This is a genomic window from Streptomyces sp. NPDC050161, assembly GCF_044460025.1.
GTDB lineage: Bacteria > Actinomycetota > Actinomycetes > Streptomycetales > Streptomycetaceae > Streptomyces.
In genome coordinates, this window is the sequence record NZ_JBITJM010000024.1 from 72,377 (window position 1) to 88,707 (window position 16,331).

Here is a 16,331-nt window from a genome sequence, read left to right on the forward strand (position 1 = left end):
GGGATCGTGGGAGGTGGGGGCAGGAATGCGCGGCGGAAAGGGGTGCGCGGGCGACCCGCGGGAGGTTACGGCCCGACGGTTCTGATTCAGGCCAAGGGTGCGTAATGTGACGGTAACCCCCGCGCGTGATACTGGTGTGCCACGCCGTTTTTCCCGCGTGCGTGGACAGGCCGATTGACCTGCAAGGATTGGTGAGCCATGGACAAGCAGCAGGAGTTTGTGCTCCGCACGCTGGAGGAGCGCGACATCCGCTTCGTACGGCTGTGGTTCACCGATGTGCTCGGGTTCCTCAAGTCCGTGGCCGTCGCCCCCGCCGAGCTGGAGCAGGCGTTCGACGAGGGCATCGGCTTCGACGGCTCGGCCATCGAGGGCTTCGCCCGGGTCTACGAGTCGGACATGATCGCCAAGCCGGATCCCGGCACGTTCCAGATCCTGCCCTGGCGCGCGGAGGCACCCGGCACCGCCCGGATGTTCTGCGACATCCTGATGCCCGACGGCTCCCCGTCGTACGCCGACCCGCGCTACGTGCTCAAGCGGATCCTGGCCAAGACATCCGACCTCGGGTTCACCTTCTACACGCACCCCGAGATCGAGTTCTTCCTGCTCAAGGACAAGCCCGTCGACGGCACCCGGCCCACGCCCGGCGACTCGTCGGGCTACTTCGACCACACCCCGCAGAACGTCGGGATGGACTTCCGCCGGCAGGCCATCACGATGCTGGAATCGATGGGCATCTCGGTGGAGTTCAGCCACCACGAGGGCGCCCCCGGCCAGCAGGAGATCGACCTGCGGTACGCCGACGCGCTGTCGACCGCTGACAACATCATGACGTTCCGGCTGGTCATGAAGCAGGTGGCGCTGGAGCAGGGCGTGCAGGCGACGTTCATGCCCAAGCCGTTCTCCGAGTACCCGGGCTCCGGCATGCACACCCACCTCTCGCTGTTCGAGGGCGACCGCAACGCCTTCCACGAGTCCGGCGCCGAGTACCAACTCTCCAAGGTGGGACGGTCGTTCATCGCCGGACTGCTGCGGCACGCGGGCGAGATCTCCGCCGTCACCAACCAGTGGGTGAACTCCTACAAGCGCATCTGGGGCGGCACCAACCGCACCGCGGGCGCGGGCGGCGAGGCGCCCTCCTACATCTGCTGGGGCCACAACAACCGCTCCGCGCTGATCCGGGTGCCGATGTACAAGCCGGGCAAGATGGGGTCGACGCGGGTCGAGGTCCGCTCCATCGACTCCGGCGCGAACCCGTACCTGACGTACGCGGTGCTGCTCGCGGCCGGACTCAAGGGCATCGAAGAGGGCTACGACCTGCCGGCCGGCGCCGACGACGATGTCTGGGCGCTGTCCGACTCCGAGCGCCGCGCGATGGGCATCGAGCCGCTGCCGCAGAACCTCGGCGAGGCCATCGAGCTGATGGAACGCAGCGAACTGGTCGCCGAGACCCTCGGCGAGCACGTCTTCGACTTCTTCCTGCGCAACAAGAAGCAGGAGTGGGAGGAGTACCGCTCCGAGGTCACCGCGTTCGAGCTGCGCAAGATGCTGCCCGTGCTCTAGGGCTCTTCGCGGTGTCCGCACCGTCTCCGTTCCGTCCTGCCCGGGGCGGCCCGCGCTATGGCGTGCGGGCCGCCGGCCGGGTGAGTTCCGAGAGGCGCACGCCATGGCACAACCCGCTCCGCAGGGCCGGCGGAGCAGCACCTTCACCCGGCTGCTGAGGCACGGTTTCACCGATGCATCGGCGGCCGGGCGGCTGCTCGACGCGCCCGAACTCGCTTCCGTACGCGACGACTCGCAGCTCCTGGAAGCGCTCGCCGGCACCGCCGACCCCGACCTGGCGCTGCTCGGCCTGGTCCGGCTGGTCGAGGCGCAGGACCCGGACGAGCAGCAGCTGCTGCTGAGCACGCTGGTCACCGCGAAACCGCTGCGCGACCGGCTGCTGGGGGTGATGGGCGCGTCCGAGGCGCTCGCCGACCACCTCGCCAGGCACCCGCACGACTGGCGGTCGCTGGCCACCTACGAGGCGGCCGATCTGCACCCCGCCACCCCCGAGTTCGAAGAGGCGCTCGCGGAGGGTGTCTGGGGCGAGCGGGGCCGTGACCTGTCGCGCGCCGACGCGCTGCGGATCGCCTACCGCAGGTCGCTGCTCGGCATCGCGGCCCGCGACGTGTGCGGGACGACGGACGTCAGCCAGGCCGCGGCGGAACTGGCCGACCTGGCCACCGCCACGGTCCGCGCCGCCCTCCAGATCGCCTCGGAGGAGGCACCGGGCGACGCGGCCGTCTGCAAGCTGGCCGTCATCGGCATGGGCAAGTGCGGTGGCCGCGAGCTGAATTACGTCTCGGACGTCGACGTCATCTTCGTCGCCGAGGCCAAGGAAGGCACCGACGAGGACAAGGCACTTCAGGCCGCCACCCGGCTCGCCGCCCGGCTGATGCGGGTCTGCTCGGACATCACCGTCGAGGGCACCATCTGGCCGGTCGACGCCAACCTCCGCCCCGAGGGCCGCAACGGCCCGCTCGTCCGCACCCTCAGCAGCCACCTCGCCTACTACCAGCGCTGGGCCAAGACCTGGGAGTTCCAGGCGCTGCTCAAGGCCCGCCCGATGGCCGGCGACCCCGACCTCGGCAGGGCGTACGTGGACGCGCTCGCGCCGCTGGTGTGGCAGGTCGCCGAGCGCGACAACTTCGTCGCCGACGTGCGGCAGATGCGGCGCCGGGTCGTCGAGAACATCCCCGCAGCTCAGGTCGACCGGGAGCTGAAGCTGGGCCCCGGCGGGCTGCGCGACGTCGAATTCGCCGTCCAGCTCCTCCAGTTGGTGCACGGCCGCAGCGACGCGACGCTGCGCAGCGCCACCACCCTGGACGCGCTGGCCGCGCTCGCCGCCGGCGGCTACGTCGGACGCCAGGACGCCGCGGCGCTGGACGCCGCCTACCGCTTCCTGCGCACGATGGAGCACCGCATCCAGCTCTACCGGATGCGCCGGACGCACCTGATGCCCGAGGACGACGCCGACCTGCGCCGGCTGGCCCGCTCGATGGGGCTGCGCACCGAACCGGCCTGTGCCTTGCGCAAGCAGTGGCGGTGGCACGCCCGCGAGGTGCGCAGGCTGCACGAGAAGCTGTTCTACCGGCCGCTGCTCGACGCCGTCGCGCACCTGGAGCCCGTCGAGACGCGGCTCTCCGCGAAGGCGGCGGGGCACCGTCTCGAAGCGCTCGGGTACGCCGACCCGGTGGCGGCGCTGCGTCACCTGGAGGCGCTGGCGTCCGGGGTGACCCGTAAGGCGGCGATCCAGCGGACGCTGCTGCCGGTGCTGCTGGGCTGGTTCGCGGACTCCGCCGACCCGGACGCCGGGCTGCTCAACTTCCGCAAGGTCTCCGACGCGCTCGGCAAGACGCCCTGGTACCTGCGGCTGCTGCGGGACGAGGGCGCGGCGGCGGAGAACCTCGCCCGGGTGCTGTCCGCCGGGCGGCTCGCCCCCGACCTGCTGCTGCGCGCCCCCGAAGCGGTGGCGCTGCTGGGCGCGGCCGACGGGCTGCGGCCACGCGGCCGGGCGGCCCTTGAGCAGGAGGTGCTGGCCGCGGTCGGGCGGGCGAGCGGCGCGGAGGCGGCGGTCGCGGCGGCCCGCGGGGTGCGCCGCAGGGAGCTGTTCCGTACCGCGGCGGCCGATGTGATCGGCGCGTACGGCACGGAGGGCAGCCCGGCGGAGGAGGACCGGGGCCGGGCGGTGGACGGGGTCGGCGCTGCGGTCTCCGACCTGAACGCGGCGACCCTCGCCGGGGCGCTGCGGGCCGCGGTCCGCGAGAGCTGGGGCGACACCCTGCCCACCCGCTTCGCCGTCATCGGCATGGGCAGGTTCGGCGGCCACGAGCTGAGCTACGGCTCGGACGCCGACGTGCTGTTCGTGCACGAGCCGTGGCCTGGCGCCGACGAGCAGGAGGCCGCCAGGGCCGCCAAGGCGGTCGCCGACGAAATGCGCAGACTGCTCCAACTCCCGTCCGCCGACCCGCCGTTGCCGATCGACGCGGACCTGCGGCCGGAGGGCAGGTCGGGTCCGCTGGTGCGCACCCTCGCCTCGTACGCGGCCTACTACCGGCGCTGGTCGCTGGTGTGGGAGGCGCAGGCCCTGCTGCGCGCCGAACCGGTCGCCGGGGACGCCGGTCTGGGGCAGCGGTTCATCGAGCTGATCGACCCGCTGCGCTATCCCGTCGAGGGCCTCGGTGAGGACGCGGTGCGCGAGATCCGCCGGCTCAAGGCGCGGATGGAGACCGAGCGGCTGCCGCGCGGCGCCGATCCGACCACCCACGCCAAGCTGGGGCGCGGCGGTCTGAGCGACGTCGAGTGGACGGTGCAGCTGCTCCAGATGCAGCACGGCTGGGAGATCCCGGGGCTGCGGACGACGCGGACCCGGCAGGCGCTGGCCGCCGCGCACGCCGCAGGCCTGATCGGCACGGAGGACGCGCAGATCCTCGACGAGGCGTGGGTGCTGGCGGCGCGGGTGCGCAACGCCGTGATGCTGGTGCGCGGCAGGCCCGGCGACACCTTCCCCGCCGACGGCCGCGAACTGGCCGCCGTGGGCCGCTACTTGGGCTACGAGGAGGGGCACGTCGGCGAGATGCTGGACGACTACCGGCGGATCACCCGGCGGGCCCGCGCGGTGGTGGAGGAGCTGTTCTACGGCGGGTGAGCCAGGCCGCCCGCTCAGGTACCGGCCGGGCCGCCCGCCGGTATCTCGCGGACCCGGGCCAGCACGCCGGCCAGCGCCAGTTCGAAGGCGGTTCCCGCCCGTCCAGGACCGGTGGCGGCGAGTGCCCGCGCGAGGTGCGGCGTCCGGTCCGCGTCGGCGACGTCCCACATGGCCTCCGGCGCGGCCAGGTCGAGGGCCGAGCCCAGCACGACGTTCTCCAGCGCCACGATCACCGGGATGACGTCGGACGGCGCGAACCCGGCGTCCAGCAGCAGCGCGGACACCCGCTCGTAGAGGGCCAGCACCTTCGGGGCGCGTACCGGTGAGACGGTCAGCAGCGGGATGGCGCGCGGGTGGGCGGCGAACGCGGCGAGGTAGGAGCGGGCCCAGGCTTCCAGGGCCGCGTCCCAGGGGGCGGTGTCGAGGGCCGAGGCGTCGATGGAGTCGTTGATGCGCTCCCGCAGCAGTTCGATGATCCCGGTCCTGCCGTCCACATGGTGGTACACGGACGCGGTCTGCACGCCGAGCGCGCGGGCGATCTGCGGGACGCTGAAGTCGCCCTGCTCGTCGACGAGGCGCAGCGCGGTCTCGCCGATCCGCGCCCGGTCCAGCAGCGGTGTGCGCGGCCTCGCCATGTCATCTCTCCCGCTCGTGAGTCTTCCCGAATGGTACGGGCGGGGGTTACATTGCAAAAACCGAAAGGCTTTAGGTTTCTGCACAGGTTTCCTGGTTCTCACCCCGTGGACCACCGACCGCCCGGCGCCGTGCCACCCCTCCACAGCGCCGGAACGGAGCCGGTGCCGCGTCCGCTCCCCGCCGCAGAAGGACAGCACCTCCATGGCCGCAGCCCCCGAGACCCGAGACGGGTCGCCGACCCGCACCGCCGCACCGTCCGACACCCCGCCGCAGCCCGCCGCCGGCCTGCGCCGCGGCACCCTCGGCGTCGCGGACATCGCCTTCTTCGTCATCTCCGCCGCCGCGCCGCTCACCGTCATGGCCGGCACCTCGCCCGTCGCCATCGGGGCGGGCGGCGTCGGCGCACCCGTCGGCTACCTCGTGGCCGGCGCCACCCTCGCCCTGTTCGCCGTCGGCTTCACCACGATGGCCCGGCACGTACGGCACGGCGGCGGCTTCTACGCGTTCATCACCCGCGGCCTGGGCCGCCCGGCCGGCTTCGGCGCCGCCACCCTCGCCCTGCTCGCCTACAACGGCATGCAGATCGGCGTCTACGGACTGCTCGCCACCGCCACCCAGGACGCCCTGGAAGCCTTCTGGGGCATCCACGTCCCCTGGCCGCCGATCGCCCTCGCCGGCGTCGCCGTCATCTGGTACCTCGGCCACCGCAGCATCGACTTCGGCGCGAAGGTGCTGGGCGTCCTGCTGGTCGCCGAGACCGGCATCCTCGTCCTGCTGGCCGGCGGGGTGCTGCTGCACGGCGGCGCGCACGGCCTGACGGCGGAGTCCTTCGCCCCGCAGCACGTCCTGGTCCCCGGCACCGGCGCGGTACTCGCCTTCGCGTTCGCCGCCTTCACCGGGTTCGAGTCCACCGCCATCTACCGCCGCGAGGCCCGCGACGCGGCCCGCACCATCCCGCGCGCCACCTACGCCGCGGTCGCCTTCCTCGGCCTCTTCTACGCCTTCATCATCTGGATCATCATCCAGGCGTACGGCGGCGACGCGATCGTCAAGGCCGCGCTCCACGACCCGGCCGGGCTGTTCTTCACCGCCACCGAGCGCTACGTCGGCACCTGGGCCGCCGACCTGATGCACCTCTTCATCATCACCAGCGTCCTCGCCTCCCAACTCGCCTTCCACAACGCCATCACCCGCTACGGACTCTCCCTCGCCCAGGAAGGCGTGCTGCCCGCCGCGCTCGGCCGCATCCACCCGCGCAACCGCTCCCCGCACGTCGCGGGCGCCGTGCAGAGCGCCATCGCGGTGCTCGTCGTCCTCGGCTTCGCGCTCGCCGGAGCCGACCCCTACCGGCAGCTGCTGCTGTGGATGAACACCCCGGGAATGCTGGGCCTGCTGGTGCTCCAGGCGCTCACCGCCGCCGCCGTGCCCTGCTACTTCCGCCGCATCAGCCACCGGGAAGGCATCCTGCGCACCCGCGTCGCCCCGGTGGCCGCCGTCCTGCTGATGGCCGGCGCGATCTGGCTGGTCGTCGCCAAGATCGGCCTGATGACCGGCGCGCGGATGCCCGCCAACACCGTCCTGGTCCTCTCCGTCCCCGCCGTCTTCGCCCTCGGCCTGCTCCTCGCCCGCAGGACCCGCAGGTCCGCCCCCGCCGTCTACGCGGGATTCGCCGCGGAACCGGAGAACGAGAACGCCGACTGAACCCCCGCCGACCGAACCCCCCGCCCACCCCACCGCACCCGCACCACCCGCATCCCGAAGGAGCCCCCGTGCCGTCCGCACCCGCCACCCCCGCCCCGGCCGCAGCCGACACCGTCCTGACCGGCGCCCGCGTCCGCACCCTCGACCCGGCCCGCCCCTGGGCCACCGCCGTCGCCGTCCAGGACGGCCGGATCACCGCGGTCGGCGACGAAGGGGACGTACGCGACCTGCGTGGCCCCGCCACCAAGGTCATCGACCTGGGCGGCGCCACCCTCACCCCGGGCTTCGTCGACGGGCACAGCCACCCCGTCTGGGGTGTCGACATGGCGACCGGCACCGACCTCTCCGGCTGCCGCGGCCTCGACGACCTGCGCGCCGCGCTCGCCGCCGCCGCCCGCGAGCTGCGCCCCGGCCAGTGGGTCACCGGCTGGGGCCTCGACCACAACGTCTTCGGCGACCGCCCCGTCCACCGCGATCTCATCGAGGACGCGCTCGGCGGCGCCCCCGCCTTCCTGCGCCTCTACGACGGGCACTCCGCCCTGGCCAGCGGCGCCGCCCTGGCCGCCGCCGGCATCGAAGGGCCGCGCACCTTCACCCAGCGCGCCAGCGTCGTCTGCGACGATCACGGCCGGCCCACCGGACACCTCGTCGAACACGCGGCGATGGACCTGCTGCTGCCCGTCGTCCCCCGCCCCTCCGCCGCCGAACGCCGCACCCGGCTGCTGGCCGCCCTCGACGAGATGGCAGCCGCCGGGCTCACCGGCGCCCACGTCATGGACCTCCAGAGCCCGGACGCCGTGCAGCTCCTGGACGGCATCGAGGCCGAAGGACACCTCCCGCTGCGGCTGCGCCTCGCGCCCTGGTGCATGCCGGGCATCGGCACCGAAGGGCTCGACCACCTCGTCGCGCTCCAGCAACAGGGCGGCCGTCAATGGCGGGTGGACGGCGTGAAGTTCTTCATGGACGGCACCATCGAGGGCGGCACCGCCTGGCTGGAGCGCCCGGACTGCCACGGCGAGGGCACCGAGGCGTTCTGGCCCGACCCGGCCGCCTACACCCACGCCGTGCACCACCTCGCCCGCGCCGGGGTGCGCACCGCCACCCACGCCATCGGCGACGCCGCCGTCCGGCACGTCCTGGACACCGTCGAACTCCTCGGCGACACCGGCGCCCAGGGCCGCCACCGGCACCGCATCGAGCACATCGAGACGGTGCCCACCGACCAGCTCGCCCGCTTCGCCGCGCTCGGCGTCGTCGCCTCCATGCAGCCCCTGCACACCGGATACACCCGCGCCGACCACACCGACGCCTGGTCGCAGCGGGTCGGTACGGAGCGCGCCGGGCGGGCCTGGCGCTGCCGTGACCTGCGCGACGCCGGCGCCGTGCTGGTGCTCGGCTCCGACTGGCCCATCGCCCACCACGACCCGCGTGCCACCCTGGCCGCCGCCCGGCTGCGGCGCCCCGCGGGCGAGCTGGGCACCGCACCGGTCACCCCGGAACAGGCACTGACCGGGCTGATGGCGCTGGAGGGCCTCACCTCGCACGCCGCGCTGGCCGCGGGCGAAGAGGCACAGGCAGGACGGATCGCGCCCGGCTTCCGCGCCGACCTCACCGCCCTGGCCGTCGATCCGGTGACCGCGCCGGCCGACGACGTCGCCGCCGCCCCCGTACGGCTGACGATGAGCGGCGGCCGGGTCACCCACCGGGGCGTGGCGTAACGGGCCGCGCGGGCGGGCGGTACGGCCGTCCGCCCGCAGCGGTCCTCAGCCCGCGACGGCCGCGCTCCGGGCCGGGCCGCCGACGTGCCGCGCCAGATGGTGCGGCAGCGTGCCGTACCAGAGGCAGGCGAGGGCGAAGCCGAAGAGCAGGCAGAGGACGCCGCCGAGCGCGTCCAGCCAGAAGTGGTTGGCGGTGGAGACGATGACGAGCAGGGTGAAGAACGGGTAGAGCAGCCCGATGACCTTCGCCCACACCGGGCGGGCCAGCAGCGCTATGGTCAGGCCGCACCACAGCGACCAGCCGATGTGCATCGACGGCATCGCCGCGTACTGGTTCGACATCGAGGCGAGATCGCCGGACGCCATCGAGCCCCAGGTGTGGTGCGCGGGCAGGGTGTCGACGAAGCCGCCGCCCGCCATCAGCCGCGGCGGCGCCAGCGGATAGAAGTAGTAGCCGACCAGTGCCACGCCGGTGGTCGCGAACAGGGCGAGCCTGGCCGCGGTGTAGCGGCCGGGGTGCCAGCGGTAGAGCCAGACCAGGACGCCGATGGTCACGATGAAGTGCAGGGTGGCGTAGTAGTAGTTCATCGGGACGATCAGCCACGTCACGGCGTTCACCGCGTGGTTGACGGCCTGCTCGACCGCGATGCCCAGGGAGTGCTCGGCCTGCCAGACCCAGTCGGCGTTCCGCAGCGCCTTGGCCTCCTGCTCGGGGACCGCGTTGCGGATGAGGGAGTAGACCCAGTAGCTGATCGCGATCAGCAGGATCTCGAACCACAGGCGGGGTGCGCGAGGGGAGCGCAGACGGGCGATCCGGCCCTTTGCCGAAGGACGTTCCGCGGTCGCGCCGTGGGGCGGCGGGGGAGCCGTCCGGTCGTCCAAAGTCCTCACATGCGCTTCACCCATAGGCAGACAGTCTGCCAGAAAGCGGTAACCCGGCGATCATTCCCCAGTCGGGTATCCGACGCCCCCGCGTAGGACTCAAGAGGGACGGCGGACCCCCTACTTCTCAGGGGTGCAGGCCGGTTTGGGGAGCTTTGCCCCTTTTGGTGCCGAGGCGGTGGACCCGCGGACCACCAGTTCGGGGTGGAAGACGAACTCACTGTGCGGCGCGGGGGTGCCGCCCATCTCCTCAAGGAGCGCGCGCACCGCCGCCTGCCCCATCGCGGGCACCGGCTGCCGGATCGTGGTCAGCGGCGGATCGGTGAAGGCGATCAGCGGGGAGTCGTCGAAGCCGACCACGGACATCTCGCGCGGTACGTCGAGCCCCCGCTGCCTGGCCGCCCGTACCGCGCCGAGCGCCATCATGTCGCTGGCGCAGACCACCGCCGTCGCACCCCGCTCGATCAACGCGGCGGCTGCGGCCTGGCCCCCCTCCAGCGTGTACAGCGAATGCTGCACGAAGCGGTCGGCCTCGTCGGGGGTCAGGCCCAACTGCTCCCGCATGCTGTGCACAAAGCCCTCGATCTTGCGCTGGACCGGCACGAACCGCCGTGGCCCCACCGCGAGACCGATCCGCCGGTGCCCGAGCGCCACGAGATGGGTGACCGCGAGCCGCACGGCGGCGCGGTCGTCGGGCGAGACGAACGGCGCCTGCACCCGCTCGGAGAAACCGTTGATCAGGACGAACGGCACGCCCTGGCCGCGCAGCCTGGCGTAGCGCTGCATGTCGGCGGAGGTGTCGGCGTGCAGCCCGGAGACGAAGATGATGCCGACCACCCCGCGGTCGACCAGCATCTCCGTCAGCTCGTCCTCGGTGGAGCCGCCGGGTGTCTGCGTCGCGAGCACCGGCGTATATCCCTGGCGGGTCAGCGCCTGCCCGATGACCTGCGCGAACGCCGGGAAGATCGGGTTGTCCAGCTCCGGGGTGATCAGCCCGACCAGACCCGCGCTGCGCTGCCGCAGCCGCACCGGACGTTCGTAGCCCAGCACGTCGAGGGCGGCCAGAACGGACTGGCGGGTGGTCGCGGAGACACCGGGCTTCCCATTGAGCACCCTGCTGACGGTGGCTTCGCTGACACCTGCCTGAGCTGCGATATCGGCGAGCCGGGCGGTCATCGGATCTCCTTCGTGGATGCGCCCGGCTTCGGCCGGGTGAGGAAACGAAGCTCCTGCGGAGCAGGGCAAAGGGCTGTGATGCGCTGCCAGGGCGGATCGCAGTACCCACCGGATCGGCGAGGAACCCACACAGGGGCGGGTCCTTCAACTGTCATACCTCGCCGATAGGTTGCTGTTCATGGCGACGGAAGCGAAGGCGGGCGAGGGGGCCGGGCATGCCCGGTACACCTACCGTCTTCGTCTCTCCCGCACGGCTCGTGCCGCACTGGAGGCGGAGTGGGACCGGTGCCGGTGGGTGTGGAATGAGTGCGTCGCCAAGTCGAAGGCCGTGCACCTGCGCAACAAGGCGACCGGCGATAGAGCGACGTGTGGGCCGGTGCAACTCGCCGCGATGCTGACGGAGGCGCGTGCCCGTATGCCGTGGCTGCGTGAGGGGGCGTGCGTTCCGCAGCAGCAGCTGATACGCGACTTCGGCAGGTCCCGCGCCAAGGCGCTCAAGGACATCAAGGCCCGGCTTCCCCTGCGGCAGCGGGCGGGGATGCCGAGGTGGAAGAAGAAGCGCGAGGCGCTGCCGACTCTCGAATACACCAGGCGTGGTTTCCGCCTCAAGGACGGTCGTCTGCACCTGGCGGGCGGCATCGTGGTGACGGTGGTGTGGTCGCGGGCGCTGCCCGAGCCCCCGTCGTCCGTGCGGGTCTACCAGGACAGCACCGGAGCGTGGTACGCGTCCTTCGTCATCCCTACCGTGGCCGAGGAGCTGCCTGCCACGGGCCGTGTGATCGGCGTCGACTGGGGCGTACGCGAGACCGCGACCACCACGAGCGACGCCCACGACCTTCCCCACCCGCAGCACGGGAGGACCGCAGCGCAGCGCCTGGCCAGGTACCAGCGGATGATGGCCCGCAGGAAGCCCAAGCGGGGGCAGGCCGCGTCCAAGGGCTACCGCGAAGCCAGGCGGCAGACCGCGAAGCTGCACAAGAAGGTGGCCAGGCAGCGTCAGGACACCGGCCGCAAGTGGGCCAAGAAGGTTGTTCGCGACCATGACGCGTTGGCTGTCGAGGACTTCCGGCCGAGGTTCCTCGCCAAGTCGACCATGGCGCGCAAGGCGGCCGATGCCGCGATCGGTGCCACCAAGGGCGCGTTGGTCGAGATGGCCAGGAAGCACGGCCGGGCTGTGCATCTGGTGCACCCGGCGCACACCACGATGGACTGTGCGCAGTGCGGAGCGAGAACCAAGCACGCACTACCTCTCTCGGAACGAACGTATGCCTGCACCGCGTGCGGAGCCGTGTCCCCCAGGGACAAGAACTCCGCTCGCGTGATGCTGGTCCGGGCTGGTCTCAACCCGGCTGGTGCTGATCGTGCAAGACCTGACGGGCCGCCGGTCCGCAGGCGACGTGAGCCAGGAATCCCCCTGACTTAGCTGGGGGAGGCGTCAAGGACCGGACTTTACCTTTCGCTCCTCAGATTGCCCACCACGTGCAGCTGTCGCCCGGCAGCAGTGCGCTGCCGTCCTCGGTGGCGACCGGCGCGCTGGACAGCAACGGCCGTCCCGGCAGCGGGATTTCGACCGGATCCGGCAGGGTGTTCACGGTGCACAGCACGCCGGGGCGGGCGAAGGTGAGCACCCCGTCGGGGGCCGGGCGCCAGTTCATCGGGCCGTCGCCCAGGCCGGGCAGCGTGCGGCGCAGGGCGAGCGCCGTGCGGTACAGCTCCAGGGTGGAGTCCGGGTCGCCGGTCTGCGCCGCCACGGAGAGGGCGCCCCAGTCGGCCGGTTGCGGCAGCCAGCTGCCGCCGGGGCCGAAGCCGTACGGCGGCCGGTCGCCCGCCCAGGGGAGCGGCACCCGGCAGCCGTCCCGCATGCCGTCCTGGCCCCCGGCGTCGGCCGTGCCGTCCGGTGCGGGCCCGGCGGACGCGGCGCCGCGGAAGAACGCCGGGTCCTGGCGCACCTCGTCGGGCAGGTCGGTGACCTCGGGCAGGCCCAGCTCCTCGCCCTGGTAGAGGTAGGCGGAGCCGGGCAGGGCGAGCATCAGGAGGGTCGCGGCGCGGGCCCGCGCGAGGCCGCCGCCGAGGCGGGTGGTGTGGCGGACGACGTCGTGGTTGGAGAGCACCCAGGTGGTGGGGGCGCCGACGGACGCGGTGGCGGCGAGGGAGGCGTCGATGACCTCGCGGAGCCCGTCGGCCCGCCAACCGGTGCCCAGGAACTGGAAGTTGAACGCCTGGTGCAGCTCGTCGGGCCGTACGTAGAGCGCCAGTCGCTCCGGGGTGGGTGCCCATGCCTCCGCGACGCCGATGCGGGCGCCGTCGTAGCCGTCCAGCAGGGTGCGCCAGGCGCGGTGGATGGCGTGCACCCCGTCCTGGTCGAAGAACGGCAGGTGCTGGCTGCCGATCAGGGTGGCCTGCCGGCCGTGGCCGATGTCCGGCAGGCCCGCCGCCTTGACCATGCCGTGCGCGACGTCGATCCGGAAGCCGTCCACGCCGAGGTCGAGCCAGAACCGCAGGATGGCCGTGAACTCGGCGTGCACGTCCGGGTTTTCCCAGTCGAGGTCGGGCTGCTCGGGGGCGAAGAGGTGGAGGTACCAGTCGCCGCGCCCGGTGCGGGTCCAGGCGGGGCCTCCGAAGATCGACTCCCAGTCGTTCGGCGGCAGTTGGCCGCTGTCGCCCTTGCCGGGGCGGAAGATGTAACGCTGCCGGGCCAGCTCCGGGTCCTGGAACCACGGGTGCTGGTCGGATGTGTGGTTGGGCACGATGTCGACGATGACCCGCAGGCCCGTCTCGTGGGCGGCGCGGATCAGTTCGTCGGCGTCCTGGAGGCGGCCGAAGAGCGGGTCGACGGCGCGGTAGTCGGCGACGTCGTACCCCCCGTCGGCCTGCGGGGACGCGTAGAACGGCGTGAGCCAGACGGCGTCCACGCCCAGCTCCTTGAGGTACGGCAGGCGGCTGCGCACGCCTTGCAGGTCGCCGATGCCGTCGCCGTCGCTGTCCGCGAACGAGCGTACGTAGACCTGGTAGATGACGGCGTCGCGCCACCACCCGGGACCGCGGCCCGGTCCTGGTGCCTGGCGGGCGGGGCTGGGGGAAGTGAGCTCCTGGGTCATCTGCCGTCCCTGTCGTGTGAGGAGTCGGTCGGTCTCCACCGGAATCAACGCTCGGGCGGCCGTGCGGTGACGGGGCGGGCGGCCGGGTGCCGGGTGGCCTTCCGGTCATCTCCCCGCACTGCCTTCCGGTGAGCTTGCAGAAATTTACCGCAAACTCTTTCCGTTTCCTTGCGGCGCTGTTACGTTCCTGACCGCCATCTCAGGCGATTCCCAAAGGAGTTCACATGCGGCGTGGCATACGTGGCGGCACCGCCGCCGCGCTGATAGCGGGCCTGGCCCTGACGGCGACGGCATGCGGCGGCGGGGACGGTGGCACGAACGGCGCGGGCGGTGAGATCGCGGGCACCGTCACCTTCTGGGACACTTCCAACGACGCGGAGAAGGCGACGTACAAGAAGCTCGCCGAGGACTTCGAGAAGCAGCACCCCAAGGTCCACGTCGCCTACGTCCACGTGCCCTTCGGGGACGCCAACGCCAAGTTCAAGAACGCCGCGGGCGGCAACGCGGGAGCCCCCGACGTGATGCGCACCGAAGTCGCCTGGGTCGCCGACTTCGCCCACCTCGGCTACCTCGCCCCGCTCGACGGCACCCCCGCCCTCGACAGGACATCCGACTACCTCCCGCAGGCACTCGGCTCCGCCAAGTACCGGGGCAAGACCTACGCCGTGCCCCAAGTCATCGACACCCTCGGCCTCTTCTACAACAAGAAGCTCCTCAAGAAGGCCGGTGTCGAGGTCCCCAAGACCTTCGCGGAACTCGCCGGCACCGCCGGGAAGATCAAGAAGAGGACCGGCGCCACCGCCCTCTACCTCCGCGGCGACGACCCCTACTGGTTCCTGCCCTACCTCTACGGCGAGGGCGGCGACATGGTCAGCGCCAAGGACAAGGCCGTGCGGATCGACGACGCCGCCGGTATCCGGGCCTTTCGCACCATCAAGAAGCTGGTCGACTCCAAGGCCGCCGTCACCGACGCCACCGACGGCCAGGAGAACCAGCTCAAGGCCCTCAAGGACGGCGACGTCGCGATGGCCGTCGACGGACCCTGGGACATCGAAGGCGCCCGCGCGGGAGGGGAGTTCCAGGACAAGGGGAACCTCGGCGTCGCCCCGGTACCCGGCGGCTCCGCGGACCGGGGCTCCCCGCAGGGCGGCTGGAACCTCTCCGTCTACGCCGGATCGAAGAACCTCGCCGCCTCCTACGCCTTCGCGAAGTACATGAGCTCGGCGTCCGTCCAGCAGCGGACCACCGCCGAGCTCAGCCTGCTCCCGACCCGCAAGTCCGTCTACGCCCTGCCGGACGTCAGGAAGAACGAGATGGTCAGGTTCTTCAAGCCCGCCGTCGACGGCGCCGTCCAGCGGCCCTGGATCGCCGAGGGCAACTCCCTCTTCGAACCGGTCAAGGTGCAGATGAACAAGGTGCTCAGCGGCGCCGCCTCGCCCGAGCAGGCCGCCAGGGCGACCGGCGACGCCTACCGGAAGCTGCTCAAGGACTACAAGTGACCCCCGTCGCACGGCTGCGCCGGGCCCTGGGCACCCACTGGTACGCCTGGACGATGACCGCCCCGGTCGTCCTCGTCATCGGGGTGATCATCGGCTACCCGCTGGTGCGCGGCGCCTTCCTCTCCCTCACCGACGCCGACGAGGCCAACGTCGCACGGGACATCGGCGTCAACCACATCCCCGCGACGTACCACTTCACCGGCCTGGACAACTACCGGGCGGTGCTCACCGACGGCGTCTTCTGGGGCCGCCTGGGCTGGACCGCCGCCTGGACCGTCGCCTGCGTCACCCTGACCTTCACCATCGGCCTGGCCCTGGCGAGCCTGCTGAACCGCACCCTGCGGGGCCGCACCTTCTACCGCCTGGCCCTGATCCTGCCCTGGGCCATCCCCGCCTTCATCTCCGTCTTCACCTGGCGGATGCTCTACAACGAGAAGAACGGCCTGCTCAACAAGGTCCTCACCGGCGGCGGCATCGACGCCGTCCCGTGGCTCAACGACCCTTCCTGGGCGAAGCTTTCGGTCATCGCCGTCAACGTCTGGCTCGGCGTCCCCTTCATGCTCGTCGCCCTGCTCGGCGGCCTCCAGTCCATCCCCGGCGAACTCCACGAAGCCGCCGAGACGGACGGCGCGAGCCCCTGGCAGCGCTTCGTGCACATCACCGTCCCCGGGCTGCGCGCCGTCAGCGGCACCGTGATCCTGCTCTCCACCATCTGGACCTTCAACATGTTCCCGGTGATCTTCCTGCTCACCCGGGGCGGCCCCGGGGACGCCACCGAGATCCTGGTGACCTACGCCTACCGGCTCTCCTTCGTCGACAGCCCCCGCGACTTCTCCGCCTCCGCGACCTGGGGCGTCCTGATCCTGCTGCTGCTCTCGCTGGTCGCCGTCGTCTACCGCAGGGCGCTGCGCAAGCAGGGAGAGGAGTGGTGACC

At 72.0% G+C, this 16,331-nt stretch carries 11 protein-coding genes; 7 read left to right on the top strand and 4 right to left on the bottom strand.

The annotated features are described in order from the left end of the window. The first annotated feature begins 198 nt into the window (after positions 1-198). Together glnA and ACIBK8_RS30285 are read left to right on the top strand one after the other, a co-directional pair. Positions 199-1,560 (top strand): type I glutamate--ammonia ligase, encoded by a 1,362-nt coding sequence (glnA, locus tag ACIBK8_RS30280; RefSeq protein ID WP_393679723.1) that lies wholly within the window; start codon positions 199-201, stop codon positions 1,558-1,560. 103 nt (positions 1,561-1,663) lie between these two features. Continuing rightward, positions 1,664-4,687: a bifunctional [glutamine synthetase] adenylyltransferase/[glutamine synthetase]-adenylyl-L-tyrosine phosphorylase gene (locus tag ACIBK8_RS30285; RefSeq protein WP_399045267.1), complete on the top strand. Its 3,024-nt coding sequence runs from the start codon at positions 1,664-1,666 to the stop codon at positions 4,685-4,687. Between the two features lie 14 nt (positions 4,688-4,701). Here the strand turns inward: ACIBK8_RS30285 and ACIBK8_RS30290 are convergent, their stop codons facing one another. Further along, positions 4,702-5,322 carry a TetR/AcrR family transcriptional regulator gene (locus ACIBK8_RS30290; protein WP_399045269.1) on the bottom strand — a complete coding sequence of 207 codons (621 nt, stop codon included), beginning with the start codon at positions 5,320-5,322 and terminating at the stop codon, positions 4,702-4,704. Between the two features lie 202 nt (positions 5,323-5,524). Here ACIBK8_RS30290 and ACIBK8_RS30295 point away from each other — a divergent pair, with 202 nt between their 5' ends. Next, positions 5,525-7,024 carry an APC family permease gene (locus ACIBK8_RS30295; RefSeq protein ID WP_399045270.1) on the top strand — a complete coding sequence of 500 codons (1,500 nt, stop codon included), beginning with the start codon at positions 5,525-5,527 and terminating at the stop codon, positions 7,022-7,024. Positions 7,025-7,092: 68 nt separating this feature from the next. Continuing rightward, positions 7,093-8,742, top strand: a complete 1,650-nt coding sequence (locus ACIBK8_RS30300; protein ID WP_399045271.1) for an amidohydrolase — start codon at positions 7,093-7,095, stop codon at positions 8,740-8,742. Between the two features lie 45 nt (positions 8,743-8,787). Here ACIBK8_RS30300 and ACIBK8_RS30305 read toward each other — a convergent pair whose 3' ends face one another. Both ACIBK8_RS30305 and ACIBK8_RS30310 read right to left on the bottom strand, forming a co-directional pair. Further along, on the bottom strand, positions 8,788-9,648 hold the full coding sequence (locus tag ACIBK8_RS30305) for a phosphatase PAP2 family protein (protein WP_399045273.1): 861 nt from the start codon (positions 9,646-9,648) through the stop codon (positions 8,788-8,790). A 96-nt stretch (positions 9,649-9,744) separates the two neighbouring features. Then, complete coding sequence (locus ACIBK8_RS30310; RefSeq protein ID WP_399045275.1) at positions 9,745-10,800, bottom strand: LacI family DNA-binding transcriptional regulator; 1,056 nt, start codon at positions 10,798-10,800, stop codon at positions 9,745-9,747. Between the two features lie 178 nt (positions 10,801-10,978). Between ACIBK8_RS30310 and ACIBK8_RS30315 the strand changes: the two genes are divergently transcribed. Then, positions 10,979-12,223, top strand: coding sequence for an RNA-guided endonuclease InsQ/TnpB family protein (locus tag ACIBK8_RS30315; protein ID WP_399045276.1), 1,245 nt, complete (start codon positions 10,979-10,981; stop codon positions 12,221-12,223). Between the two features lie 40 nt (positions 12,224-12,263). On the opposite strand, the gene ACIBK8_RS30320 is transcribed toward ACIBK8_RS30315, so the two are convergent. After that, entirely contained in the window at positions 12,264-13,898 is a 1,635-nt protein-coding gene (locus ACIBK8_RS30320) for a glycoside hydrolase family 13 protein (protein WP_399045278.1), read from the bottom strand. Between the two features lie 224 nt (positions 13,899-14,122). Between ACIBK8_RS30320 and ACIBK8_RS30325 the strand changes: the two genes are divergently transcribed. Both ACIBK8_RS30325 and ACIBK8_RS30330 read left to right on the top strand, forming a co-directional pair. Further along, the gene (locus ACIBK8_RS30325) at positions 14,123-15,397 is read left to right on the top strand and encodes an extracellular solute-binding protein (RefSeq protein ID WP_399045280.1); all 1,275 of its coding nucleotides are present in this window, start codon (positions 14,123-14,125) and stop codon (positions 15,395-15,397) included. Continuing rightward, a complete protein-coding gene (locus ACIBK8_RS30330) occupies positions 15,394-16,329 on the top strand; it encodes a carbohydrate ABC transporter permease (RefSeq protein WP_399045281.1) in 936 nt (311 codons plus the stop codon). Before ACIBK8_RS30325 ends, ACIBK8_RS30330 begins: the two co-directional genes overlap by 4 nt. Positions 16,330-16,331: the final 2 nt, after the last annotated feature.

Bases quoted from the DNA above. Each gene is read 5' to 3' on its own strand.
- ACIBK8_RS30305 (WP_399045273.1), bottom strand. From the start codon at position 9,648: ATGGGTGAAGCGCATGTGAGGACTTTGGACGACCGGACGGCTCCCCCG.
- ACIBK8_RS30295 (WP_399045270.1), top strand. From the start codon at position 5,525: ATGGCCGCAGCCCCCGAGACCCGAGACGGGTCGCCGACCCGCACCGCC.
- ACIBK8_RS30315 (WP_399045276.1), top strand. From the start codon at position 10,979: ATGGCGACGGAAGCGAAGGCGGGCGAGGGGGCCGGGCATGCCCGGTAC.
- ACIBK8_RS30310 (WP_399045275.1), bottom strand. From the start codon at position 10,800: ATGACCGCCCGGCTCGCCGATATCGCAGCTCAGGCAGGTGTCAGCGAA.
- glnA (WP_393679723.1), top strand. From the start codon at position 199: ATGGACAAGCAGCAGGAGTTTGTGCTCCGCACGCTGGAGGAGCGCGAC.
- ACIBK8_RS30325 (WP_399045280.1), top strand. From the start codon at position 14,123: ATGCGGCGTGGCATACGTGGCGGCACCGCCGCCGCGCTGATAGCGGGC.
- ACIBK8_RS30285 (WP_399045267.1), top strand. From the start codon at position 1,664: ATGGCACAACCCGCTCCGCAGGGCCGGCGGAGCAGCACCTTCACCCGG.
- ACIBK8_RS30290 (WP_399045269.1), bottom strand. From the start codon at position 5,322: ATGGCGAGGCCGCGCACACCGCTGCTGGACCGGGCGCGGATCGGCGAG.
- ACIBK8_RS30320 (WP_399045278.1), bottom strand. From the start codon at position 13,898: ATGACCCAGGAGCTCACTTCCCCCAGCCCCGCCCGCCAGGCACCAGGA.